At 68.1% G+C, this 25,588-nt stretch carries 20 protein-coding genes; 1 reads left to right on the top strand and 19 read right to left on the bottom strand.

Annotated features, from left to right (window positions below):
• Positions 1–31: 31 nt before the first annotated feature.
• The 17 genes from rpsG to EDF42_RS02905 form a co-directional block, all read right to left on the bottom strand.
• Entirely contained in the window at positions 32–502 is a 471-nt protein-coding gene (gene rpsG / locus EDF42_RS02985; protein ID WP_055950927.1) for a 30S ribosomal protein S7, read from the bottom strand.
• Positions 503–507: 5 nt separating this feature from the next.
• A complete protein-coding gene (rpsL, locus tag EDF42_RS02980) occupies positions 508–876 on the bottom strand; it encodes a 30S ribosomal protein S12 (protein WP_017885540.1) in 369 nt (122 codons plus the stop codon).
• A gap of 229 nt (positions 877–1,105) precedes the next feature.
• On the bottom strand, positions 1,106–2,299 hold the full coding sequence (locus tag EDF42_RS02975) for a hypothetical protein (protein WP_123671424.1): 1,194 nt from the start codon (positions 2,297–2,299) through the stop codon (positions 1,106–1,108).
• Between the two features lie 36 nt (positions 2,300–2,335).
• Positions 2,336–2,821 carry a DUF6121 family protein gene (locus tag EDF42_RS02970; protein WP_123671423.1) on the bottom strand — a complete coding sequence of 162 codons (486 nt, stop codon included), beginning with the start codon at positions 2,819–2,821 and terminating at the stop codon, positions 2,336–2,338.
• A 27-nt stretch (positions 2,822–2,848) separates the two neighbouring features.
• Positions 2,849–3,442 carry a hypothetical protein gene (locus tag EDF42_RS18810; protein ID WP_185040736.1) on the bottom strand — a complete coding sequence of 198 codons (594 nt, stop codon included), beginning with the start codon at positions 3,440–3,442 and terminating at the stop codon, positions 2,849–2,851.
• Between the two features lie 175 nt (positions 3,443–3,617).
• The gene (locus EDF42_RS02960; protein ID WP_123671422.1) at positions 3,618–4,349 is read right to left on the bottom strand and encodes a hypothetical protein; all 732 of its coding nucleotides are present in this window, start codon (positions 4,347–4,349) and stop codon (positions 3,618–3,620) included.
• 2 nt (positions 4,350–4,351) lie between these two features.
• On the bottom strand, positions 4,352–4,975 hold the full coding sequence (locus EDF42_RS02955; protein WP_123339465.1) for a hypothetical protein: 624 nt from the start codon (positions 4,973–4,975) through the stop codon (positions 4,352–4,354).
• Positions 4,976–5,112: 137 nt separating this feature from the next.
• Positions 5,113–6,165 carry a type IV pilus assembly protein PilM gene (gene pilM, locus EDF42_RS02950; protein WP_123339464.1) on the bottom strand — a complete coding sequence of 351 codons (1,053 nt, stop codon included), beginning with the start codon at positions 6,163–6,165 and terminating at the stop codon, positions 5,113–5,115.
• A 50-nt stretch (positions 6,166–6,215) separates the two neighbouring features.
• A complete protein-coding gene (locus EDF42_RS02945; protein ID WP_260212652.1) occupies positions 6,216–7,058 on the bottom strand; it encodes an A24 family peptidase in 843 nt (280 codons plus the stop codon).
• Positions 7,055–8,896 (bottom strand): hypothetical protein, encoded by a 1,842-nt coding sequence (locus EDF42_RS02940; RefSeq protein WP_123339463.1) that lies wholly within the window; start codon positions 8,894–8,896, stop codon positions 7,055–7,057. The genes EDF42_RS02945 and EDF42_RS02940 overlap by 4 nt, the downstream gene beginning before the upstream one ends.
• On the bottom strand, positions 8,893–9,603 hold the full coding sequence (locus tag EDF42_RS02935; RefSeq protein WP_185002961.1) for a type II secretion system protein J: 711 nt from the start codon (positions 9,601–9,603) through the stop codon (positions 8,893–8,895). Before EDF42_RS02935 ends, EDF42_RS02940 begins: the two co-directional genes overlap by 4 nt.
• Positions 9,600–10,976, bottom strand: a complete 1,377-nt coding sequence (locus EDF42_RS02930; RefSeq protein ID WP_185040731.1) for a prepilin-type N-terminal cleavage/methylation domain-containing protein — start codon at positions 10,974–10,976, stop codon at positions 9,600–9,602. Before EDF42_RS02930 ends, EDF42_RS02935 begins: the two co-directional genes overlap by 4 nt.
• Before the next feature lie 74 nt (positions 10,977–11,050).
• Positions 11,051–11,500: a type II secretion system protein gene (locus EDF42_RS19330; RefSeq protein ID WP_301952675.1), complete on the bottom strand. Its 450-nt coding sequence runs from the start codon at positions 11,498–11,500 to the stop codon at positions 11,051–11,053.
• A 194-nt stretch (positions 11,501–11,694) separates the two neighbouring features.
• A complete protein-coding gene (locus EDF42_RS02920) occupies positions 11,695–12,918 on the bottom strand; it encodes a type II secretion system F family protein (protein ID WP_123671419.1) in 1,224 nt (407 codons plus the stop codon).
• Positions 12,918–14,444 (bottom strand): type IV pilus twitching motility protein PilT, encoded by a 1,527-nt coding sequence (locus EDF42_RS02915; protein ID WP_123671418.1) that lies wholly within the window; start codon positions 14,442–14,444, stop codon positions 12,918–12,920. Before EDF42_RS02915 ends, EDF42_RS02920 begins: the two co-directional genes overlap by 1 nt.
• 19 nt (positions 14,445–14,463) lie before the next feature.
• Positions 14,464–16,131: a GspE/PulE family protein gene (locus EDF42_RS02910; RefSeq protein WP_111083486.1), complete on the bottom strand. Its 1,668-nt coding sequence runs from the start codon at positions 16,129–16,131 to the stop codon at positions 14,464–14,466.
• Positions 16,132–16,309: 178 nt separating this feature from the next.
• Positions 16,310–17,338: a GNAT family N-acetyltransferase gene (locus tag EDF42_RS02905; protein ID WP_123671417.1), complete on the bottom strand. Its 1,029-nt coding sequence runs from the start codon at positions 17,336–17,338 to the stop codon at positions 16,310–16,312.
• An 85-nt stretch (positions 17,339–17,423) separates the two neighbouring features.
• On the opposite strand from EDF42_RS02905, the gene EDF42_RS02900 reads away from it, so the two are divergent.
• Positions 17,424–17,819, top strand: coding sequence for a VOC family protein (locus tag EDF42_RS02900; RefSeq protein WP_123671416.1), 396 nt, complete (start codon positions 17,424–17,426; stop codon positions 17,817–17,819).
• Positions 17,820–17,948: 129 nt separating this feature from the next.
• On the opposite strand, the gene rpoC is transcribed toward EDF42_RS02900, so the two are convergent.
• Both rpoC and rpoB read right to left on the bottom strand, forming a co-directional pair.
• A complete protein-coding gene (gene rpoC / locus EDF42_RS02895; protein WP_111083489.1) occupies positions 17,949–21,830 on the bottom strand; it encodes a DNA-directed RNA polymerase subunit beta' in 3,882 nt (1,293 codons plus the stop codon).
• 45 nt (positions 21,831–21,875) lie between these two features.
• On the bottom strand, positions 21,876–25,364 hold the full coding sequence (gene rpoB / locus EDF42_RS02890) for a DNA-directed RNA polymerase subunit beta (RefSeq protein ID WP_111083490.1): 3,489 nt from the start codon (positions 25,362–25,364) through the stop codon (positions 21,876–21,878).
• Positions 25,365–25,588 lie beyond the last annotated feature (224 nt).

Genomic DNA, 25,588 nt, shown 5'->3' with positions numbered 1-25,588 from the left:
CTTGACCACCGGTGCCCGGACGGTGCCGGGACTACCAGCGGTAGTGGGCGAAGGCCTTGTTCGACTCGGCCATCTTGTGCGTGTCCTCGCGGCGCTTGACCGCGGCACCGAGACCGTTCGACGCGTCGAGGATCTCGTTCATGAGACGCTCGGTCATCGTCTTCTCGCGACGGGCCTTGGCGTACGAGGTCAGCCAGCGGAGCGCGAGGGTGTTCGCGCGGTGCGGCTTGACCTCGACCGGGACCTGGTAGGTCGAGCCACCGACACGGCGGCTGCGGACCTCGAGGGTCGGACGGACGTTGTCGAGCGCCTTCTTGAGCGTGACGACAGCATCCTGCTGGTTCTTGGCAGTGACGCCCTCGAGTGCACCGTAGACGATGCGCTCGGCGAGGCCCTTCTTGCCGTCGAGCAGGATCTTGTTGACGAGCTGGCTGACGATCGGCGCACCGTAGACCGGGTCGGCGACGACGGGACGCTTGGGAGCGGGACCCTTACGAGGCATCTAACTCAACCCTTCTTCGCGCCGTAGCGGCTACGAGCCTGCTTACGGTTCTTCACGGCCTGGGTGTCCAGGGCGCCACGGATGATCTTGTACCGCACACCGGGGAGGTCCTTCACACGACCGCCACGGACGAGCACCATCGAGTGCTCCTGGAGGTTGTGGCCCTCACCGGGGATGTACGCCGTGACCTCGGTGCCGTTCGAGAGCTTCACACGAGCGACCTTGCGCAGTGCGGAGTTCGGCTTCTTCGGGGTGGTGGTGTAGACGCGGGTGCACACACCACGCTGCTGGGGGTTCGCCTTCAGGGCGGGCGCCTTGGTCTTGGTGACCTTCGGCGTACGACCCTTGCGAACCAGCTGCTGAATAGTAGGCAACTGTTCTCCTGGTTCTTCGCTCGTGCTCTCTGGCCGGCGCGATCCGCCGGCTTCCTCGTCCCACGCTGATGACCGCCTGACGGCGGAGGAACCTGCGGGGGGACGGAGTGGTCCGACTGGGCGATCTCGCTCGCCGGACTTTTCGGGCGCGCCCGAGGGCGCACACCCAGAAGAGACTACCCGCGTAACGGGACGAAATCAATCCGGGCCGGCACCACGCCGGACACCGTCATGAGCCGGTGTCCGAGGACCCGTTGCCGACCGCCGACCGGAACGTCGCACCCGAGCTCGAGAACCCCGTGATGTACCCGCTCGCGTTGACGTTGAGCGGTCCGGCCGTAGCCGTCCCGGTACCGCCCGCGCCGGCGATGTCCGCCGTGAAGGTGGCACGGCCGAAGGTGGTGGTGGAGACGAGCCAGCCGTTCGTGGTCCAGCTGCCGACGGCGACGGTGGGCCGCGACTCGAGCGTCCACTTCTCGTTCGTGTAGGTGTACGCGGGGTTCTCGCCGTACGCGTAGAAGCTGCACCCGGCCGGCGCGGCGTCGTTCGAGGCGATGCAGCCGTCCACCCAGGCGTCCACGGCTCGCTTCGCCGCCTGCTCCCCCGCGTCCGTGAGCGTCGCGGTCATCTGCACGGGCGTCGAGGCGCTGCCACCGAACCCGCCCACGACGGCGCTGCCACCCGTGGCCTTCGTCCACTTGCCGCCGTCGTACGTGACCGCGTAGGTGCCGGGAAGGGCGCGGAGACCGACCGTGCCGTCCTTCGGGGTCTTCGTCGACGTGCCCGCGACCTGCACCGAGGCGCCGGACGGACCCCGGACGCTGACGTCGACGCTGCCGAGCTCCGGCGCCTGCAGCTCCCAGACCGGGAACACGCCCCAGTCGGTGCCGGTCTTGTCGAGCGTGAAGGTCGCCGCGACGTCACGGCCGGCCTGGCGCAGGTACGCGCGGACGGTGGCGGTGTCGCCGTCCGTGCGCGTCGCGGCCACCCGGTAGCCGGTGACCTTCGCGGTCGCCTTCGCGTACGCGGCGTCGGTGAGGAGCACGTCGGCCTTCGTCCGGTCGATGCCCGCTGCGTCGAGGGCATCGGCGACCTTGCCCGCGGTCAGGTCGTCGAGGAACGCCCGCACCGGTCGGTCGGCCGAGTGGGTGGCGGAGCCGACGGAGTACCCGACGACACCGGCGACGAGCAGCAGCACGACGGCGGTGCCGCCGGCGATGATCCCGATGAGCTGGCCTCGGCGGAGCTTCCGGCGCGGAGCGCGCGACACGGTCGGGGTGTACTGCGCGCCGTGCGCGGTCGTCCCGGCCTGCGCGTTCTGCGCGGTCGCTGGCGTTCCTTGCGTCCCACGGATCGACGCCACCGACGGCACGGCTCCCCAGCCGTCCTGCTGGTCCGGATCCGGCGTGTGCTGGTCGCTCATCGTTCCCCCGTTGCGTGTGCGTCGTGCCCGGGAAGACTACCGCCCGACGGTGTCGTCCCCCGCGGCGGTGGTCTCCTGCCGCTGCCCGGCAGCGGGCGTCCGGTCCGTCGTCCGGGCCTGGTGCCGGGCCACGGAGATCCCGCCGATCACCGACAGGAGCGCGACCACGACGGACCCGACCACGAACGGCCCGAGTGCGTAGCCGGCCGGGAAGACGAGGAGCTCGGTCAGGTCGCGGCGGATCGCCGCGTACCCGACGGCGCCGACGCCGAGCATCACCAGGTAGGCGGTCGCGGCGGCGACCAGGCCGGTGACACCGGGGTTGCCCTCTCGCGCGCCGACCGCGGTCGCGAGGAACACCACCACGGCGGGGCCGATCACCATGGCCGGGCCGAGGTACGGGGTCGCGTCCGGCTGCGCGATCGCCTCGACGTCGGCGAGGAGCGCTTCGAACCCCGCGACGGCGACGACGAGCGCGATGAAGAGGACGGACGTCATCGTCGCGATCAACCACCGGGACATGAGGTGATCGTATCGCCGACGGGACGGTCAGCGGGTGGCTTCGGTCCGCTCCGCGTGGTCGGCGCCTTCGGTGGCGCCTGCGCTGTCCGCGCTGTCCGCGCGCTCCACGTGCCCCTGCGCTGCGGCGACCAGGGCGAGTGCGATCGTCGCGGTGATGATCGGGACGGTCTCGGTCATCGGAGCGACCTGCGTCGTGCTGGTGGTCGGTGCGGCCTGCGTCGTGTTGGTGGTGGGCTCTGCCTGGAGGCCCGGGGTTGCGTCCGCCTCGGAGGGCTCCTCCGGCTCGTGGTCCCGCAGGGCCGGGCCGATGATCGGCAGGACGCCGGTGGTGGACGCCGGTTCGGCGTGCAGGACGGTCGCCTCGGAGGCCGCCGGCTCGCCGCGCTTCGCCGCGCGACGGGCGCGTCCCATCTTCACCAGGACGACCACCGCCACGATCGCCCAGATGCCGTTGACGATGGTCGACGGCACCGCGTGGTGCGCGGCCACGTTGACGGCGACCGCCAGCCCGCCGACGAGGTTGAAGAGCTGGTAGACCGGCCCGTTCGGGAGCTTCCCCGTGGAGAAGAGAATGTAACCAGCCAGCACGGTTACAGCGCCGAACCAACCCAGGAATTCCACGATTCCGACCAACACGCGCGACTCCGGGCACGACGGGAACGGCCGGTTCGAGCCGACCGTTCGAGAGGGGGATGAACAGCCGCGATCACGGCGTCGTGAGCATCGTACGCACACCGACGGGTGTCGCGGAAGAGGGGTCGGCGTGGCGCGTCACACCCCAGTGGGAGGGGTCGGATCAGCCCTTGGTCGAGGCCGCGGCTGCGGTGTCGGCAGCCGCGTCAGGGGACCGGTCGAGCACGTAGATCGATCCGCCGAAGGTCCATGAACTGCTGCTGCTGGCAGCTCCGTCATCCCCGCTCCTCTCTGCTGACGAGACGGTCGTGATGAGGAACAGTCGATCGCCGCTCTGAACCCCCTTGACGAACTGCAGCGCCTGGTCGAACGAGCCGTCGACCGCAACGGTCACGGGGATCACCGAGAAGTTCTGGCCGGTGACCGCCGCATCCGTGACGAGGCTCGGTGCCTGTGGGGCGGACGGCGCCGCTCCGGCCGTCGCGGACGGCGATGCCGAGGGCGTCGCACCGCCCTGTCCCGCAGCCGCGGGCTCCGCCGCGACCGCTGGCGAGTACGCCGTCGCGTCGCTCGCCGTGAACGAGGAGACCTGCATCCCGGCAGCCGCGGCGGTCGCGTTGAGCTCGTCGATGAACGCCGACAGCCGAGCGCTGTCCGGTACCGAGGTCGCGCGGGTCGACAGCTCGCGCTTCATGGCTGGCAGGTCCGCCGCCTGCTCGCGCAGGCGTGCGAGCTCGCTCCGGCTGGTGTCGTTCGTCTGCTCGACGGACGCAGTCTGGGTGTGTGCCGCGGCCGTCTGTGCGAGCTGCGGCTGGACCGCGAGGAAGAACCCGCCGACGGCGACGACCGCCATCGCGAGGACTGCGAGCAAGAGGCTCAGGCGGTTTCGAGACATGATCAGTCCTTCTTCGCGTTGTCGACGGCGTACCGACCGTCGAACGCCTTCTCGTCGAGGTGGATGGTCATGTTGACCGCGTACCCGCCGCCGTCCTGCGACCGTGCGACCGAGTTGGCGTTCGCATCGACGAACCCGGTGACCCCGCCGACGGCGGTGAGCCAGTCCGGGATCGAGGGCAGGGCGTCGCTCGTGGCGTCGAAGGTGAGCGTCGCGATGCGTTGCCCCTGCAGCGGGTCATCCGACTGCGCGTACGCTTCCTCGGCCCCGGCGGAGTCGATCGTCAGTCCGGTGATCTGCACCCCGGCCGGCAGTCTCGACCGCACCGACGCGAGCGTCGTCGCCCAGTCGATCTCCGTCGACCCGCCGACCGTCTGCGCGCTCTGCAGCAACGCGCTCTCGGATTCGGCCACACGCACGTCGCGGTACTGCCCCTGTTGCTTGGCGAGCGTCGCCGTCTCGCTCTGGGCCGCAGCCAAGTCCTGTTCGGCAGACATGCGATCCGTCATCGCCCAGCCCGTCGCCAGTCCGACCGCGACCGCGACGACCAGCACGCCCGCCCACGCACGCCGGACCGTGGCGCGCTGCCGCCGGCTGACGTGGACCTCGGTGGGAAGCAGGTCCACACGCGGCGGTCCTCCGACCACCAGGACGCGAGTCTTCGCGCCGGCTCTCGGCGTGCGGGGGGTGGCGTCTGCACTGCGGCCGGGAGTCGCCCGGGATGGTCGACGTCGGTCGGTCGAGCGGGTGTCGATCATCCTGGTCATGCTGCTCGACCTCCGACCGCCAGGCTCCAGGCGACCGAGATGGAAGCCGACCGCTCACGGAGGAGTTCCGGCGTGATGCCCCGCGCGGTCCGCGCGGACACGAACGGGTCCCCGACGGCGACCGGCAGGCCGGAGACGTCGCCGAGGCTCTCCCGGAAGCCGGGGAGAGCCGCACCGCCACCGACGAGCACGATGCCCCGCACGACATCGGCAGGTCGGGTGTTCGCGTAGTAGGTCACCGTGTTCCGGACACTGGTGAGCAGTTCGCCGACCGTCTCACGCGTGACGGCCACGGCGCGGGCGTCGTCCGGCGTCTGCGCTCGTCCGACCAGACCGAAGTGCCGCTTGATCGCCTCGGCTTCGGCGAGGGAGACCTCGAGCCGGGTGGCCATCGTCTTGGTCACGTGGTCGCCGCCCGTCGGGATGATGCGCACGAAGGTGGGGACCCCGTCGTTGGCGATCACGACCGACGTCGTGTTGCCGCCACAGTCGACGATCGCGACCGTCCCGGCGCCGGCGACCCGGGGTGCCAAGACCCGTGAAAGGGCGAACGGGATCAGGTCGACACCCACCGGGCGCAGCCCGGCCAGCTCCGCAGCGCGGACGTTCGCGAGGACCGCGTCCTTGATCGCAGCGACGAGCAAGCCGTGCACGACCGGTCCGGACTCACCGACCCCCTCGGACACCGGGTAGAAGTCGAGGATCGCGTCGACGACCGGGACGGGGAGCATGTCCTGGACCTGGAAGGGGAGCGACTCGCGGATCTGCGCGAGCGGCGCCTTGGGCACGGTGAGGTCACGTGAGAGGACGCGCTGGTTCCCCATGCCCAGGACGACGTCCTTGGTCCGGAAGCGGCCGATCGACCAGAGCTCACGGAGTGCCGCCGCGACCGTGTTCGCTTCGAGGACCTCGCCCTGCTTCGTCGCGTCCTTCGGGACCGGCACCTCGGCGACACGGACGATCGTCGGGTTCGCCTTCTCGGCGTCGGCGACCTCCACCGCGCGGATCGTCTCGGCACCGATGTCGATGCCGACGATGTTCTTCGTCATGTCGTGTTCCTTCCGGTCGAGCCGGGCTCAGTAGGTGTCAGCCCGGTTCGTCAGGCGAGGCCGAGGAGTTGGAGGTAGGCGTTCCAGACCGGGACCCCGAAGAACGCGCCCACCCACGCGCCGAGGAGCATCCACGGGCCGAACGGGATCCCCGTCGAGCGACCCGCACGCTTGGTCAGGAGGAGGACGATCCCGAAGGTACCGCCGAGGAGGAACGCTCCGAAAGCACCCACAGTGAGGGGTCCCCATCCGAGGTACGCGAGCAGGAGTCCCAGGGCTCCGGCGAGCTTCACGTCCCCGAACCCCATTCCCCGTGGTGCCGCGATCGCGAGGACCAGGTACACGCCACCGAGGATCACGAGACCGAGCAGCCCGCGGAGCATCGCAGCCCAATCGCCGGTCAGGACGCTCGAAGCGGCGAGCAGCGCGACCAGCACCGGGTACATCGGCAGGACGATCCGGTTCGGCAACGTGTGCGTGTCGATGTCGATGAGCGCCAGCGCGACGCTCACCGCCATGACGAAGAGCAGGGCGACGAGCAGGACCGTCTGGCCTGCGATGACCGCACCGGGCGCACCGGCCTGCGGCAGGAACCGGACGATCACCGCGACGAACAGCACCGCCGTCGACGCCTCGACGACCGGGTAGCGGACCGAGATGGGTTCGGCGCAGTCACGGCACCGGCCACGGAGCACCAGCCAGGACACCAGTGGAACGTTGTCGAACCCCCGGATCGCGCGCCCGCACTTCGGGCACGCGGACGCGGGCGCGACGACGGACATGCCGGCCGGGACCCGGTGGACGACGACGTTGAGGAACGAACCGACGGCGAGCCCGAAGACCGCTCCGAACGCAGCGACGAACGCCGCGAGGGCCGGGATTGCGCTGATCACGAGATCGGCGCTCCGTTCGAGTCGTACGCCGTCTTCGACTCGACCTGGGTGGCGACGCGGTACGTCGTCACGGTCGGCTGCGGGAACTTCGGCGGCGTGTAGGTCGCCAGGCTCGAGTCGAACGTGTACGCCTTCGTGTAGCCCTGCCCGCTCGCCAGACCGACCGCACCGCGGAAGTTCTGCGCGATCGATCCGCTGACCGTGAGGGTCCCCCGGCCGTTCGACGAACCCCGCGTCCAGTTCTGCACGACGAACGTGCCGGTGTTCGACAGGATCGCTGCGTCGATCTCGCGATCGTTCGACAGGATCGCAGCGTTGTTCGTGTTGATCGGGTTCCACACCCAGACCGCACGCTGACCGATCAGCCCGAGGACCGTGGACGCGGACCGGGTCGTCGGGTAACGGATGTCGCCGGTGACGTAGAGGTAGTTCTCGGCGGCGATGGTCACCGCCTTGTCGACCGTTCCCTGCACGAACGCATCGCCGCGATCGCAGCCGTACGGCGCCGTCACCGAGGTGCCACCGCCAGCGGTGGGGTCCGTCTCGGAGTTGCTCGCCGAGGAACCGACGAGGGGGAAACCGACACCGTTCGGCTTCAGGGTGGTCGCGGTGCTCGCGGCCGAGGTCGCGTCGCAGGCCGTCGCGACGTTCTTGAGGGTGGCGTTGCCCTTCCAGTAGTTCGGGTCCGGCGTCGTCCCGGCCGCACGTGCGCTCGGCTCGTTCTGCACGAAGATCAGGTTGTTCTTCGGGATCGTGACGCGAGCACCGCTGGTGCTCCGGAGGTCGGTGGGAGCGCCGCACTTGGCCGCGGCTGCCGACGTGTCACTGTTCACGCCGGTGATCTGCGCCCCGGGTGTCGCGGTCGCTCCGGTGACCTGCGTCGCGATGGTCATCGGCGAGCGCACCGTCATCGTGCCGTCGCCGTTGAACGTGATCTTCGTCGGACCGGTGTAGACGCAGCCGGCTCCCTCGACGGTGCTGGTGGTCGAGGGCAGATCGGATCGCGTGTAGTCGCGCAGGTCACCGATCGTGGCCGGCGGGGTCAACGTCGAGGACGTCGTCGGGTTCGAGGCGTACCGCCCGAGCGTGCACCCACTGCTGCTCACGCCGTAGACGCTCTGGACCGTGCTCTTGAACTGCGCGCCGCACACCTTGAGCTGGTCGTTCGACCGCACCGGCCCCTCGAGCACGTCGCCGCCGCCGAACTGGATCTGGTCGCAGGTCGCCGACGTCGCGACCGGTCGGTACACCGAGGTGCACGGCAGCGTCCCGACGCCCTTCTCGTTCGTGACGGTCGGGTCGCCGGACTCGAAGTTGGTGAAGTAGAGGTAGTTCGAGAACCCGTCCGGCCGCACGTTGGCAACGACGGTCCTGGTCGTGGTGCCGGAGCGCCCGGTCGACTGCACCCGGATCACACCCTGCGACGAGAGCTTGCTGTTGTCGACGGCGTACCGGAACGACGAGTCGCCGGCGGAGCCGTCGCCGGTGGGAACGGACACCCACTGCTGACCGGACTGGTAGTTGAACGCCGCGTTGCCGCCGGTGCCCTTGCTGAAGGTACTGCTCGATGCGGCGCTGAACGGCGCGCTCGACTGCCCGTAGTTGCCGTACGTGTTGTCGGCGTTGAGCCGCGACTGGTAGTCGGCGACGCCGGCGTACGCCGCCGCGATCGCCCGGTTCCACGACCGGTCCGTCGAGGTGACCCTCGCGCCGGACGTGGCGATCGCGACCATCGTCGCGACCAGGATCATCACGACCATGCCGATCCCCACGACGGCGACGAGAGCGACACCACGCTCGTCATCCCGGGAACGGATCGCGCGGAGGAGTCGGATCACGAGGAGGCTCCCATCACGATGTTCGGCATGCTGGCTCTGTTGGTCAGGGTCACGGCGTTCGGGTCCGTCGCACTCGACCCGACCGTCAGTGTCACGCTGACCGAACGGATGTTCGGCAGGTCCGTCACCGCGACCGGCGACGTCGGCGTTCCGAGCACGTTGTTCGACGCGTCGGTGAACGAGAACGCGACGCTGTTCACTGCTGAGGACACCAGCGTGCGTTTCGACGTCGGAGACGACGGCAGCGTCGCTCCGAGGGCAAGGGGGAACGAGAAGTACGAGGAGTTCCCGGACACCGCGGTGCCGTTCCACGTCGTCTCGGTGATCCGCTTCGTGACCGGGTCGAGCGTCAGCTGGACCTGGACCGGCTGGGAGAGCGTCGAGTCGAGGTTCACGTAGGCGAAGAACCGGATCGACGTCGCGCTCGCGTACTGGAAGGCGAACTGCGAGTCATCGCCGGTCGGCACCGGGTTGTCAGTCGCCGCCCGGAGCATGCGGCCCATCTCGTTCATAGCCGTCGAGGCAGCTCGGGTGTTCTGGCTGATCGAGCTCGCCGTCACGGACGCCTTCTGGGATGCGACGAGGAAGGAGCCCGCGATCGTCAGCACGAGGAGTGAGAGGCTCATGCCCACGATGAGCTCGACGAGCGTGATGCCCCGCTGGTCGGTCCGGGCGCGACCCAGCACTCGGCGGATCCTGCCGATCACGAGGTCGGCACCGTTCGCGGGTCGAGCGTCACGACGTTGCCGCTCGACGAGACCTTGAGGTTCGACACGCTCGGGTTCGAGGCGATGGTCTGGGTGTTGCTGCTCAACACGCCACCGAGCACGGTCGTCCCGCGCAGCGTCCACGTACCGAACGGCAGCGCGATCGTCGTCGCGGCCGAGGGCGTCATACCGGTGAAGGTGTACGTCGTCGACGGTGCGCACCCTGGATCACCGTTGGTCACCGCTGCCGTGTTCTTGACGGTCGCGACGAGGACGGTGTCCACGCCGCCCATCTTCACGTCGAACACCCCCATGGGAGCTCGCGCGGTGGCGGTGAGCGCGGTCGTCGGGTTGTAGCCCGGGGTGGAGCCGTCGGCCGCGTTGAAGATGTTCGGTGACGTCGTCAGGTTGCTCGCCGTGGGCCACGCCGTCGGGTCGACGTCCTTGCACGTCGAGGTGTACGCGCCGGCGATCGCGGTCCACTGGTAGGGGAAGAGCACGGTGGACGTGGTGGTGAACGTCTTCACCGTGTCGTCGTAGCGGTAGGTCATCGGGAGCGAGGTGGGCAGCTTCGCCGTGACGCCGTCCTTGAGGTTCAGGGGGGCGCCGGCCGTGACGGTGATCGCCTGGTCGTACAGGAAGGTCGCGTTGCCGACGCCACCGGCGGTGGTGGCCACCGACGACGACGGAGCGGTCGCTCCGTCCTTGTCGATGTTCCCGGCCTTGGCGATCGTCACCTTGTAGGTTCCCGGTGCGACCCCGACCGCGTAACTGCAGCCGTTCGTGTCGGTCACCGCTGGCGGGTTCGACAAACCGGTCGCGCCGCCGGACACGGGCGTGATCGTCACCGCGACGCCGGAGTTCGGTCCGCCCGTCGCGGTCCGGACCCCGACCACGATCGTGGACGCGCTCGCGCTCGACACCGCGGCGGAAGGGGAGATCAGGGTGTCGAGCACGACGTTCTTCTGGCGCGGCGACGTCCCACTCGTCCAGGAGACGGTGATCGACACGCGCTTGTAGGCGAGGACCCCTGAACCCGCGCCGCACGAGTTGTCGGAGCCGTCCGAGTTGATCCAGTTGGTGGTCTGCTTGATCGTGTACGCCTGGTTGCCGACCGACTGCAGCGTCGTGTCGTCGTCGAGCGTGAAGACGTCCTTCGTGCTGCGTGCCGCGTCGAGCGCCTGGTTCGCCAGGTTGAGCGCAGCTTCGCGCGAACGGTTGTCCTGCGTGAGGTAGAGCGTGGAGACGATACCCGCTGCGACACCCGCGGCGATCATCGCGAAGACGGTCATCGCGACCATCACCTCGATGATCGAGAAGCCCTCTTCGGACTCACGGGCCGCCCGGAGGCGGTCGACGATGCGCAGCAACACGTTCTGCCTCTCTGTCGGATCGATGGCTGTGACAACGGGCCGTGACGGTCGTCACGGCCCGTTGTCGGGGAGGGTCAGCAGGCGTCGCCGGTGACGACACCCGAGCTGTCGGAAGCGCAGAACTTGCCGGTGGTGGAGCTGACACCGACCACCTTGAAGGTCGGGGCCGCGGCGGAGCCACCGGTCGTGTAGACAATCGAGGTCGTGTTCCCGCTGAGGCTGGCACCGTTGGACTTCAGAGCATCGGTCAGCGCAGCCGAGGCGCTGTACGTACCAGCGGCAGGAAGGGAACCCGTCGACGACTGGATCGCCACCACAGCGGTCTTGAAGTTCGACACATCCGACTTTGCGCTGGAGTCCTTCGCGTTGTTCTGCACGCCCAGGTACACCGGGATGGCGATCGCAGCGAGGATACCGATGATGATCACGACGACGAGGAGCTCGATGAGCGTGAAGCCCTTCTCGTTCTCTTCGAGAAGACCCTTGCGGCGAGCGTTCAGCTTGCCCATGAGAGCGAAGTACATGGTGTTTCCATTCTTTCGGGAATGTGATGGGGAAAGTGTCCGGCTTGCTCGGCCGCCGGTGACGAGCGTATTCACACGAGGTTCGGTGCAGAATCCCGAGAACGGGGGTGATCGGGGGTGCGAAATACCCCCAGTACCGGGGGTGGAACAACACGGGCCACCCCCGTCGGAGGGTGGCCCGTGTTGGTGGTTCGCTACTTGACGAGCGACGATATCTCGAAGATCGGCAGGTAGAGCGCGACGATCATGCCTCCGACCACCACCCCGAGGAACCCGATGAGCAGCGGTTCGATCAGCGAGGTCAGCGCTTCGGTCGATGCCTCGACCTCGTTGTCGTAAAAGACCGCGATCCGCTCGAGCATCAATTCCATCGAACCGGCGTCTTCACCGACCGCGATCATCTGCGTCACCATCGTCGGGAACACTGATTCCCGCTCGAGCGGGGCGGCGATTGATTCCCCTTTTCGAACCGCTTCGGAAACGCGCCCCAGCGCCTGCTCGACGACGAAGTTGTTCGACACCTGTCCGGCGATCTGCAATGCCTCGAGAATGGGGACACCCGCCCCGATCATGTTCGACAGGTTGCGCGCGAAGCGGGCCATCACGATCTTGCGGTTGAGCTGCCCGAACACCGGAAGGCGCATCCGGAGCGGATCGATCACCCGTCGCACGCGGTCGGTGTTCTTGTTCGCGCGCCACCAGAACCACCCGACCACCACGGCGACCGCGAGGAACGGCCCGACGTACACCATCGCGTGGGACAGGTAGACGAGCATCAGCGTCGGCAACGGCAGCTGCCCGCCGAGCGACTCGAACATGCCCTGGAAGATCGGCACGATGAACACGAGCATGATGACGACCGCGGCCAGCGACATGCACAGCACCACGACCGGGTAGGTCATCGCCGACTTGATCGTCGAGCGGAGCTTGTGCTCCTTCTCGAAGTTCGTGGCGATGGAGTCCATGGCCTGGTCGAGGAACCCGCCGGTCTCCCCCGCACGGATCATGTTGATCATGATCGGCGGGAACTCGACCGGGAACTTCGCCACCGCGTCGGAGAACGAGACACCGCGTTCGACGTCGTCGCGGACCTTGCCGAGGATGTCCTTGAGCTTCTTGTTCTCGGTCTGGTCGGCGAGGATCGACAGCGCGCGCAGCAGCGAGAGTCCCGAGGTGAGCATCGTCGAGGCCTGGCGCGACATGATCGCGAGGTCCTTGAGACCGACGCCCTTCTCGAACCCGGGGATCTTGATCTCGGTCTGCAGGCCGGTGCCGGCCTTGGACTCCGTGATCGCGATCGGCGAGACGCCCATGCCCCGGAGCCGCTGGACGACCGCGCCCTCGGACGAGGCGTCGAGGCGCCCCTTGACGAGCTTGCCGGCACCGTCGCGCCCGCGGTAGTCGAATGCGAGGGACATCAGTAGCCTCCGGAGAACTTGTCGCCGAAGTCGATCCCGCTGGCGGCGATCGCGGCTGCCGAGGAGTCGGACGGGGACTCGACGCGCTGCACCAGCCGGTCGAAGCCCTCTTCGTCGTGCACCTTGTCCATCGCGGCCTTGCGCGAGATCGTGCCGACGTTGACCAGTTCGGCGAGGTCCTGGTCCATGGTGTGCATGCCCAGGTCACGGCCGGCCTGCATGGCGGACGTGATCTGGTAGGTCTTGCCCTCGCGGATCAGGTTGCCGATGGCGGGGGTGATCGTCATGATCTCAGTGGCGACGACCCGGCCGACACCGTTGGCCTTCGGGACCAGGGTCTGGCAGACGACGCCCTGCAGGGTCGCGGCGAGCTGCGTGCGGATCTGGCCCTGCTGGTGTGGCGGGAAGACGTCGATGACACGGTCGATCGTGCCGGGGGCACTCTGCGTGTGCAGGGTGGCGAACACCAGGTGACCGGTCTCGGCCGCGGTGAGCGCGACCGAGATGGTCTCGAGGTCGCGGAGCTCGCCGATCAGGATGACGTCGGGGTCCTGGCGCAGCACGTGCTTCAGCGCGGCGGCGAAGGAGTGCGTGTCGGCACCGACCTCGCGCTGGTTGATGATCGCCTTCTTGTGCTCGTGCATGAACTCGATCGGGTCCTCGACCGTCACGATGTGGTCGGCCCGGCTCTCGTTCACCAGGTCGATCAGGGCGGCGAGGGTCGTGGACTTGCCGGAACCGGTCGGGCCGGTGACCAGGACGAGTCCGCGGGGCAGGCCGGCGAAGTCGCCGACGTGCTCGGGGATGCCGAGCTGCTTGAGCGTCTTGATCTTGGTGGGGATGATGCGGAAGGCCGCGCCCCAGTTGCCGCGCTGCTGGTAGAAGTTCACGCGGAAGCGGTACTCCGGCGACAGCGAGTAGGCGAAGTCGAGTTCCTGCTCCTGGTCGAACTGGCCGGCCTGCTCGACCGACAGCATCGTCTTGAGTGCGGCGATGACCTTGCCGCGCGACCACGCGCCTCCGGGGACTGCGGGACGGAGCGAGCCGTCGACGCGGACCGTGGGCGGGGCGTCGGCGGTGACGTGCAGGTCGGATGCGCCTTGGTACACGACCTGGGCGAGCGCGGTGATCAGGTCCGGGTCCGCGACCTCGCGTGCGTGGCGCGAGAACTCGATGTCGCCGCCGATCGTGGCGGTCGGTGCCGGGGCCGCAGGCGCCGTGGGGAGCTGCTGCGTCGGCGCCTCGGCGTAGCCGTAGGTCGCGATCGACGACGGCACGCCGGCGGGCGGCGTCGCCGGAGCGGCGAGCGGCTGCGCGACCGGCACGGCGACGGGCGATCCGGACGGTGCCGGCCAGCCGGCGGCGTCGTCACCGAGGTCGTAGACCTGCTCCGGAGGGGCCGACGCTGCGGCGGCAGCCAGGCGTGCTGCACGGCGGGAGCCCACCTCGGTGCCGGGGTTGCCCGGGTGCCAGCCGGCGACGGGCTCGTCGCCGGGGTGCGTGATGTCGTACACGGAGTCGGTCATCTGCTGCGCTCTCTCGTGACTACGCGACCACGCGCAGGATCTCGTCGACGCTCGTGAGACCGAGCTTGACCTTCTCGAAGCCGTCCTGGCGGAGCGTCAGCATCCCCTGCGCCTGGGCGACACGGCTGATCTCGGCGCTCGAGGCACGCGAGACGGCGAGGCGCTCGATCTCTTCAGTGACGGTCATGACCTCGTGCAGGGCGATGCGGCCGCGGTACCCGGTGTTCGAGCAGACCGCGCAGCCGATGGGCGCGAAGAACGCCGGGACCTCGTCGCCGGGGCGCAGGAACCCGAGGGTGCGGAGCTGTTCGGCTTCGTACACGGCGGGGGCCTTGCACCGGTCGCACAGCCGTCGCGCCAGACGCTGGGCCACGACGGAGTCCAGGGCGGAGCCGACCAGGAAGGGCTCGATGTCCATCTCGGTGAGTCGGGTCACGGCGGAGGGGGCGTCGTTCGTGTGCAGGGTGGAGAGCACGAGGTGTCCGGTGAGGGATGCCTCGATGGCGATCTGGGCGGTCTCGTGGTCGCGGATCTCACCGAGCAGGACGACGTCGGGGTCGGATCGCAGGATCGAGCGCAGCGCCGACGCGAAGGTCAGCCCGGCCTTCGGGTTGACCTGCACCTGGTTGATGCCGGCCATCCGGTACTCGACCGGGTCCTCGACCGTGATGACGTTGATCTCGGGCTTCGCGACCGCGTTCAGGGTCGTGTACAGCGTCGTGGACTTGCCGGAGCCGGTGGGCCCGGTGACCAGGATCATGCCGTACGGCTTCGAGTACGACCGCTGGTACGCCTGGAAGTTCTGCTCGAGGAGGTTGAGGTCCTTGAGGGTCAGCGACGTGTTCGTGTTGTCGAGGATCCGCATGACGACCTTCTCGCCCCACACGGTGGGCAGCGTCGCCACGCGGAGGTCGATCTGGCGGCCACCGTGGCGGACCGACATGCGGCCGTCCTGCGGCTTGCGACGCTCGGCGATGTCGATGTCGCTCATGATCTTCAGGCGGCTGATGACGCCGTTCTGGATGTTCTTCGGCGCCGGGGCCATCTCGTGCAGCACACCGTCGATGCGGTAGCGGATCCGGACCTCGTGCTCACCGGGCTCGATGTGGATGTCCGAGGCGTGGTCCTGGATCGCCTGCGACACGAGCAGGTTCACGAAGCGGACGATCGGGACGTCGTCGAGGGCACCGTCGGCCAGGTCCACCTGGGCCGAGGAGCTGACCGAGGCTTCTTCTTCCAGCGACGAGGTCAGGTCGTTGAGCTCGTCGTCGGCACGCAGGTAGCGGTCGAGCGCGGTGAGCAGGTCGCGCTCGTCGACCTGGAGCGGCTTGATCGGCCGGCCGGAGGCAGCGCGGGCGTCGTCGATCGCGAGCACGTTGGTCGGGTTGACCATCGCGAGGATGAGCAGCTCGCCCTCGAACCCGACGCCGAGGACGCCGTGGCGCCGGCAGAGCGCAGCGGGGAGGATCGAGACCGCGGTGCCGTCGACCGGGTAGTCGGTCAACGGGACGGTTCGCGAGTTGTTCGATGCCGCACGGGCGGTGATGAACTGCGCCTCGCTCACGACGCCCTGGTCGACCAGGCCGCGGATGGCGCGCTCGTCCAGGTCCTCGTCGCCCGTCATCGAGTCGAGGTGCTCGATCGGCAGGGCGCCGTTCAGGATGAGGATCTCGGACAGGGTCGCCATGAGTCCTGTGCCTCCTTGGACTCGCGCGCGGCGAGACGTGGTCGGGTTGCGCACCACCAGGGCTGTGGCGCTCGACCACGCTACTTCTGCGACAGTCGTCGGCCGCAGTCCCAGAAGGAGGGGGCGGAGGGGGTCCGGATGCACCCAGAACTGGGGTCCAGGACCCCCGACGCGATGGTCAGAGCGACGCCGAAACGGTGACGTGGACCTCGCCGGCGACGAACCCGAGTCGCTCGTAGATGCGCCCGGCTCCGCTCGGGTTCTCGGCGTCGACGTGCAGCGCCGCCGCGGACAGTCCGTCGGCACGGATCGCCTGCAGGGTGGCGTCGAGGACGATCGGGGCGAGCCCCGTCCCCCGTGCTGCACGCACGACGCCGACCCAGTGCACGTACCCGTACGAACGGCCCCGGGCAGCGAACCCGCCGGGCTCCACCTCGACGATCGTGAACGCCACGACCGAACCGTCGGCACCGACGACGACCCGCGACAGGTCCAGCCGGCTCTTGTACGAGGTGAGGAACCCCCGCCAGTCCGACGCGACCATCGGCTGGGAACCCCAGTGGTCGCGGAAGGCGTCGTTCTTGGCCGTCCGGAGCGGCTCGATGTCGTCCGCCGTGACGGGCCGCAGGACGAGCCCGTCCGCCAGGACGGGCACCGCGTCGGCGTCCGGCCCGCGGTCGTCGAACACGACCTGCATGTCGAGCCAGGTGCGCACCGGCGCGAAGTCGAAGTGCGCCGCCAGCCGGAGCGCCGAGGACCCCTGCCGGCCGCCGACGTCGAGCGTCGCCGGCAGGTCGACGTCGAGCGTCGCCAGGCGCTGCCGGGCCCGGCCGACCTGCCAGGCGAGCACCCGCCGTCCGATCCCCTGCCCGCGCAGGTCGGGGTGGACCGCCCCGTCGAGCACGGCGCGCGCAGCGGTGACGCGGGAGGGGACGTCGATGACGATGCCGTAGGCCTGCACATGCCCTCCAGCATCGACGCCCACCACAGTGTCCCTGGTGACGTCCAGCCCCTCGGTGGACAACGACCGTTCGAGGTCAACTGTGGAGGGACGAGCGTGCGGGTCGTCGACCGCGGCCGACGCGACGGCGACGGCGTGCATCGCCCCGACGTCGTCGTGCGCGCCCGCGCGGAACGTCAGCCCGCCGATCGGCGTGGGGAACGAGAGGTGTGCCGGGGCCGTGATCCGTTCGCGCAGGGTCGCCATCCATCCACCCTGCCAGTTCCGCCGCGCGGCGAGACACCGCGGAGAGCCCCTCGACGAGCAGGCCCGACCGGGACCATGATGAGTCATGGACATCACGAGCGTGACCGTGGGGCTGCCCGTCACCGACATCGAGGCGTCCTGCCTCTGGTACGGCGCCGTCTTCGAGCGCACCGAACCGGACCTCGAACCCGAGGACGGTGTCGCCGAGTACGAGGTCGGCGGGATCTGGATCCAGCTCTACGAGGACGACTCCGCCGAGGAGAACCCCGTGAGCGTCCGGTTCGGCGTCGACGACGTCGGCGCGCAGCACGCCCGCATCGGCTCGCTCGGCATCGACATCGGACCGGTCGAGTGCGTCGACGGCGCCGTGAACTGGTTCGACGTCCGCGACCCCGACGGCAACGTCCTCAGCCTGTTCTCGCTCGTGGACGAGACCGGTCGCGGTTCGGGACGCGACAACGGCGCGGACCGCGCGCTCTAGACGCCACCGCTCGCAGGCCCGGAGGCCCGTGGCGGCCTGGCACCGGGCCTCCCGTCCGTCACGTGGTGACGACACGACGAAGGCCCCGCCTCCTTGCGGAGACGGGGCCTTCGTGGGATCACATCAGACTCAGTTGTACGTGCCCGGCGTGAAGTCGTCCGACGAGAAGCTGTCGAAGTCGACGAAGCTCAGGTCGGCGTCCGAGAACGACGAGTCGTCCGCGAAGATGCGGTTGGGGTACCGCTCTGCCTTCGCTTCTTCCGTCGCGTTCACGTCCACGTCGCGGTACCGGCTGAGGCCCGTCCCGGCGGGGATGAGCTTACCGATGATGACGTTCTCCTTGAGGCCGACGAGGTGGTCCTGCTTGCCCTCCATGGCCGCCTGCGTGAGCACGCGGGTGGTCTCCTGGAAGGAAGCGGCGGACAGCCACGACTCGGTCGCGAGGGACGCCTTCGTGATGCCCATGACCTCCTGGCGAGCCGAGGCGGTCTTGCGACCCTCCTGCAGCGCCGCACGGTTCAGCATGTTGTAGCGCGACCGGTCGACGAGCTCACCCGGCAGCAGGTCGGTGTCGCCGTGGTCGACGACGGTGACCTTGCGGAGCATCTGACGGACGATGACCTCGATGTGCTTGTCGTGGATCGGCACACCCTGCGAGCCGTAGACGTCCTGCACACCGTTGACCAGGTGCTTCTGGACCTCTCGGACACCCTTGACCCGGAGGACTTCCTTCGGGTCGACGGTGCCGGCGATGAACTGCTCGCCGAGCTCGACGTGCTGGTTGTCCTCGATGAGGAGCGTCGCACGCTTGAGCACCGGGTAGATGAACGGCTCGTCACCGTTGTCCGGCGTGAGGATGATCCGACGACCCTTGTCCGTGTCCTCGACGACGACGCGGCCGGGGGCCTCGGCGATCGGGGACGCGCCCTTGGGCGTACGGGCCTCGAAGAGCTCCGTGACACGCGGAAGACCCTGGGTGATGTCGTCGGCCGAGGCCGAACCACCCGTGTGGAAGGTACGCATCGTCAGCTGGGTACCGGGCTCACCGATGGACTGTGCGGCGATGATGCCGACTGCCTCACCGATGTCGACCAGGTTGCCGGTGGCGAGCGAACGGCCGTAGCACTTCGCGCAGACACCGACGGCCGACTCGCAGGTCAGGACCGAGCGCACCTTGATGCTCTCGACACCGGCTGCCAGCAGCTTCTCGAGGAGCACGTCACCGACGTCCTCACGAGCTTCGGCGACGACCGTGCCCTTGGCGTCCACGGCCTCGGTGGCCAGGGTGCGCGAGTACACGGTGTTCTCGACGCGCGGGTCGCGGACCAGCTTGCCGTCGGCGTCCACGGTCGCGATCGGCAGCTCGAGGCCACGCGTGGTACCGCAGTCGTCCTCGCGGATGATGACGTCCTGCGAGACGTCCACGAGACGACGGGTGAGGTACCCGGAGTCCGCGGTACGGAGCGCGGTGTCGGCAAGACCCTTACGAGCACCGTGGGTGGCGATGAAGTACTCCGCCACGGTCAGGCCCTCGCGGTACGAGTTGATGATCGGGCGGGCGATGATCTCGCCCTTCGGGTTGTTCACCAGACCACGCATACCCGCGATGTTGCGGACCTGCAGCCAGTTACCACGAGCACCCGACGACACCATGCGGTTGATCGTGTTGTCGACGGGGAAGTTGTCCCGCATCTCCTGCGCGATCTCGTTGGTGGCCTCAGTCCAGATCTTGATCAGGTCGGCGCGACGCTCGGAGTCGGTGATCAGACCCTTGTCGAACTCGCCCTGCACCTTGGCGGCCTGGATCTCGTAGCCCGCGATGATCTCCTTCTTGCGAGGAGGCGTCACGACGTCCGACAGGGCGACGGTCACACCGGAGCGGGTGCCCCAGTAGAAGCCGGCGTCCTTGATCCGGTCCAGCGCAGCGGCCGTCTCGGTCTTGGAGTACCGCTCGGCGAGGTCGTTGACGATCGCGGACAGCACGCCCTTGTCGGTGACCTTCTGGACGAACGGGTAGTTCGCCGGGAGGGTCTCGTTGAAGAGCGCACGGCCCAGGGTCGTCTCGAGGAGGACGGTGTCGCCCTGCTCGTAGCCCTCGGGAGCTTCACCCTCGGCGAAGTGGACACCCGTCATGCGGATCTTCGCCATGGCGTTGAGGTGCAGCGTGTGCTGGTCGTTGGCCAGGATCGCCTCGGCGACCGAGGAGAACGCACGGCCCTCACCGACAGCGCCCTCGCGGACGGTCGTCAGGTGGTGCAGACCGATGATCATGTCCTGTGCGGGCAGGGTCACCGGACGGCCGTCGGACGGCTTCAGGATGTTGTTCGAGGCGAGCATCAGGATGCGGGCCTCGGCCTGGGCCTCCACCGACAGCGGCAGGTGCACGGCCATCTGGTCACCGTCGAAGTCCGCGTTGAACGCAGCACACACGAGCGGGTGGAGCTGGATGGCCTTGCCCTCGACGAGCTGCGGCTCGAACGCCTGGATGCCCAGACGGTGCAGCGTCGGCGCACGGTTCAGCAGCACGGGGCGCTCGCGGATGATCTCCTCGAGCACGTCCCACACCTGCGGACGCGAACGCTCGACCATGCGCTTGGCCGACTTGATGTTCTGCGCGTGCGACAGGTCGATCAGGCGCTTGATCACGAACGGCTTGAAGAGCTCGAGCGCCATCTGCTTGGGCAGACCACACTGGTGCAGCTTCAGCTGCGGGCCGACGATGATGACCGAACGGCCCGAGTAGTCGACGCGCTTGCCGAGCAGGTTCTGGCGGAAGCGACCCTGCTTTCCCTTGAGCATGTCGCTCAGGGACTTCAGGGCGCGGTTGCCGGTACCCGTGACCGGACGACCACGACGACCGTTGTCGAACAGCGCGTCAACGGCTTCCTGCAGCATGCGCTTCTCGTTGTTCACGATGATCTCGGGGGCACCGAGGTCGAGCAGGCGGCGGAGACGGTTGTTGCGGTTGATCACACGACGGTAGAGGTCGTTGAGGTCCGACGTGGCGAAACGGCCACCGTCGAGCTGCACCATCGGGCGCAGTTCCGGCGGGATGACCGGCACGACGCCGAGCACCATCGCTGCCGGCGAGTTGCCGGTGGCGAGGAAGGAGCTGACGACGCGCAGACGCTTGATCGCACGGATCTTCTTCTGGCCCTTGCCCTCGGCGATCTGCAGACGCAGCGCCTCGGCCTCGGCAGCCAGGTCGAACGCCTCGAGCCGGAGCTTGATCGCCTCGGCGCCCATGTAGGCGTCGAAGTAGATCCCGAACCGGTCCTGGAGCTCGTGGAAGACGGCGTCCTCGGGCTTGAGGTCGCCCACCTTGAGGTTGCGGAAGTCCTCCCACACACGCTCGAGACGGGTGATGTCCTCGTCGAACGACTTGCGGACCTGGGACATCTCCTTCTCGGCGGTGTCCTTGGTCCGCCGCTTGACGTCGGCCTTCGCACCCTCTTCCTCAAGGGCTGCGAGGTCGTCCTCGAGCTTCTTGAGGCGGTCGGCGATGATCGAGTCGCGCTGGCCCTCGAGGGTCTTGATCTCGAGACGCATCTCGTTCTCGAGACCCGGCATGTCCGCGTGACGGCCCTCTTCATCGATGTCGATGATCATGTAGGCCGCGAAGTAGATGACCTTCTCGAGGTCCTTCGGCGCCATGTCGAGGAGGTACCCGAGGCGCGACGGGACGCCCTTGAAGTACCAGATGTGCGTGACGGGGGCAGCGAGCTCGATGTGGCCCATGCGCTCACGACGGACCGAGGACTTGGTGACCTCGACGCCGCAGCGCTCGCAGACGATGCCCTTGAACCGGACACGCTTGTACTTGCCGCAGGCGCACTCCCAGTCGCGGGAAGGACCGAAGATCTGCTCGCCGAACAGACCGTCCTTCTCGGGCTTCAGGGTGCGGTAGTTGATGGTCTCCGGCTTCTTGACCTCGCCGTACGACCACTGACGGATGTCCTCGGCGGTCGCGAGGCCGATCCGAATGGCGTCAAAGGAAGTTGCTTCGAGCAATGTTCTTCTCTCTTGCTTGATTCAGGCTTCGATGTACGGGCGGGATCAGATGTCGTCGACGGACGACGACTCGAACCGCGAGGAGATGTTGATGCCCAGCTCCTCCGCAGCGCGGAAGACCTCGTCATCGTTGTCGCGCAGGCTGACCGCCTGGCCGTCGGCCGAGAGGACCTCGACGTTCAGGCAGAGCGACTGCATCTCCTTCATGAGGACCTTGAAGGACTCGGGGATGCCGGGTTCCTGGATGTTCTCGCCCTTGACGATCGCCTCGTAGACCTTCACGCGGCCGAGGATGTCGTCGGACTTGATCGTCAGGAGCTCCTGGAGGGCGTAGGCGGCGCCGTACGCCTCGAGCGCCCACACCTCCATCTCACCGAATCGCTGGCCACCGAACTGCGCCTTACCACCCAGCGGCTGCTGCGTGATCATCGAGTACGGACCCGTCGACCGAGCGTGGATCTTGTCGTCGACCAGGTGGTGCAGCTTGAGGATGTACATGTAGCCGACCGAGACGGGCTCGGGGAACGGCTCGCCGGAGCGACCGTCGAAGAGCTGCGCCTTGCCGGACGAGCCGATCAGGCGCTCGCCGTCGCGGTTCGGGAGGGTCGAGTCGAGGAGGCCCTCGATCTCGCGCTCGTACGCACCGTCGAACACCGGGGTGGCGACCTTCGTGCCCGGAGCGGCGCTGTGCGCTGCCTCGGGGAGGGCCGATGCCCACTCCTGGATGCCCTCGACGTTCCAGCCCTGCTTGGCGAGCCAACCGAGGTGGATCTCGAGGACCTGGCCGAAGTTCATGCGGCCGGGGACGCCGAGCGGGTTCAGGACGATGTCGACCGGGGTGCCGTCGGCGAGGAAGGGCATGTCCTCGACCGGGAGGATGGTCGAGATGACGCCCTTGTTGCCGTGACGACCGGCGAGCTTGTCGCCCGCGGTGATCTTGCGCTTCTGGGCGATGTAGACGACCACGCGCTGGTTGACACCAGAGCCGAGTTCGTCGTCGCCGTCCTGCGAGTCGAACACCTTGACGCCGATGATCGTGCCCTCTTCACCGTGGGGCACCTTCAGCGAGGTGTCGCGCACCTCGCGCGACTTCTCGTTGAAGATGGCGCGGAGGAGGCGCTCTTCAGCGGAGAGCTCGGTCTCGCCCTTCGGCGTGACCTTGCCGACCAGGATGTCGCCGGGGCGGACCTCGGCACCGATGCGGATGATGCCACGCTCGTCGAGGTCGGCCAGCAGGTCCGGGCTGACGTTGGGGAGGTCACGGGTGATCTCCTCCTTGCCGAGCTTCGTGTCGCGGGCGTCGACCTCGTACTCCTCGATGTGGATCGAGGAGAGCGTGTCGTCCTTGATGAGGTTCTGCGACAGGATCATCGCGTCCTCGTAGTTGTAGCCCTCCCACGGCATGAACGCGACGAGGAGGTTCTTGCCGAGCGCGAGCTCGCCGTTCTCCGTCGCGGGACCGTCGGCGATGACCTCACCCTGCTCCACACGCTCGCCGGCCGAGACGACCACGCGGTGGTTGTAGCTCGTGCCCTGGTTGGAGCGGTCGAACTTGCGCAGGTAGAAGGTCTGCGTGCCACCCTCGTCGAGCTGCAGGGTCACGGCGTCGGCCGAGACCTCGGAGACGACACCGGCCTTGTCGGCGGTGACGACGTCACCGGCGTCGATCGCGGTGTAGCCCTCCATACCGGTACCGACGAGCGGCGACTCGGAACGGAGCAGCGGGACGGCCTGACGCTGCATGTTCGCACCCATGAGGGCGCGGTTCGCGTCGTCGTGCTCGAGGAACGGGATGAGCGAGGTCGCGACCGACACCATCTGGCGCGGCGAGACGTCCATGTAGTCGACCTCGCCCTTGGCGACGAGTTCGACCTCGCCACCCTTCTTGCGGACGAGGACCTTGTCGTCGGCGAAGTGGAACGAGTCGGTCAGCGGCGCGTTGGCCTGCGCGACGACGAACTCGTCCTCTTCCGAGGCGGTCAGGTAGTCGATGGTCTTCGTGACCTCGCCGTTGACGACGCGACGGTACGGGGTCTCGATGAAGCCGAACGAGTTGATCCGACCGAACGACGCGAGCGAACCGATCAGGCCGATGTTCGGGCCTTCCGGGGTCTCGATCGGGCACATGCGGCCGTAGTGCGACGGGTGGACGTCACGGACCTCGACGCCGGCACGCTCACGGGACAGACCACCCGGGCCGAGGGCCGAGAGACGACGCTTGTGCGTCAGACCCGCGAGCGGGTTGTTCTGGTCCATGAACTGCGACAGCTGGGACGTTCCGAAGAACTCCTTGATCGCGGCGACGACCGGACGCACGTTGATGAGCGTCTGGGGCGTGATCGCCTCGATGTCCTGCGTGGTCATGCGCTCGCGGACGACGCGCTCCATGCGGGACAGACCCGTGCGGACCTGGTTCTGGATGAGCTCGCCGACGGCGCGGATGCGACGGTTGCCGAAGTGGTCGATGTCGTCCACGTCGAGGCGCAGCTGCACCGGCTCGCCGTCGCGCACGCCGTTCAGCGTGGTCTTCTCGGCGTGCAGGGACACGAGGTACTTGATCGTCGCGACGATGTCCTTGACGGTCAGCACCGAGTCGGACAGCGGGGCGTCGATCCCGAGCTTGCGGTTGACCTTGTAGCGGCCCACCTTCGCCAGGTCGTAGCGCTTCGAGTTGAAGTAGAAGTTGTCGAGCAGCGCACGCGCGGCCTCGGCAGCGACCTGCTCGCCCGGGCGCAGCTTGCGGTAGATGTCCTTGAGCGCCTCTTCCTTCGTGAGGATGGCGTCCTTCTCGAGGGTCGACTCGATCGAGGCGAAGCCCTGGAACTCCTCCATGATCTCCTCGCTGGTCAGACCCAGCGCCTTGAGGAAGACCGTGACCGACTGCTTGCGCTTGCGGTCGATGCGCACGCCCACCTGGTCGCGCTTGTCGATCTCGAACTCGAGCCACGCACCACGCGAGGGGATGACGCGAGCGGAGTAGATGTCCTTGTCGGACGTCTTCTCCTGCTGGCGCTCGAAGTACACGCCGGGCGAACGGACGAGCTGCGACACGACGACGCGCTCGGTGCCGTTGATGATGAACGTGCCGCGTTCGGTCATGAGCGGGAAGTCGCCCATGAAGACCGTCTGCGTCTTGATCTCACCCGTCATGTGGTTCATGAACTCGGCGTTGACGTACAGCGGAGCGGCGTAGGTCTTGCCGCGCTCCTTGCAGTCGTCGATCGAGTACTTGGGGTCCTCGAGCTCGGGCGCCGTGAACGAGAGCTGCATGGTCTCGCCGAGGTCCTCGATCGGGGAGATCTCCTCGAAGATCTCCTCCAACCCGGAGTGCAGGGCGAGGTCGGTGCGACCCTGCTCCTGTCCCTCTGCGAGACGGGCCTTCCAGACGTCGTTGCCGACGAGCCAGTCGAAGCTCTCCGTCTGGAGTGCGAGCAGATCAGGAACCGTGAGGGTGTCCGTGATCTTGGCGAACGAGAGTCGCGAGTGGTTGCGACCGTTCTTGGGGTTGGTGGATGCGTTGGGCGCAGCAGCCAAGGGTGTGACCTCCGTAGGCCCCGTCGGGCCGATACTGACGAGCAGCATGTAGGTGAGTAGATGATCGCTCGGCGATCCCCGCGAGTTCATGCCCTGCGACCACGCCGACGCGTGCCTGACGCGGAACGTCGGTGCACGTGTGGGATGATCTCCGTGAGCGGGACCCGCCGCCATATACGGGTCCGGCTGCACCAGGGCGAGTTGAGCTTGTCCAACTCAGAACT

The organism is Curtobacterium sp. PhB172, from assembly GCF_003752545.1.
Classification (GTDB): Bacteria; Actinomycetota; Actinomycetes; order Actinomycetales; family Microbacteriaceae; genus Curtobacterium.
This window is presented reverse-complemented; position numbering and strand designations above follow the sequence as displayed.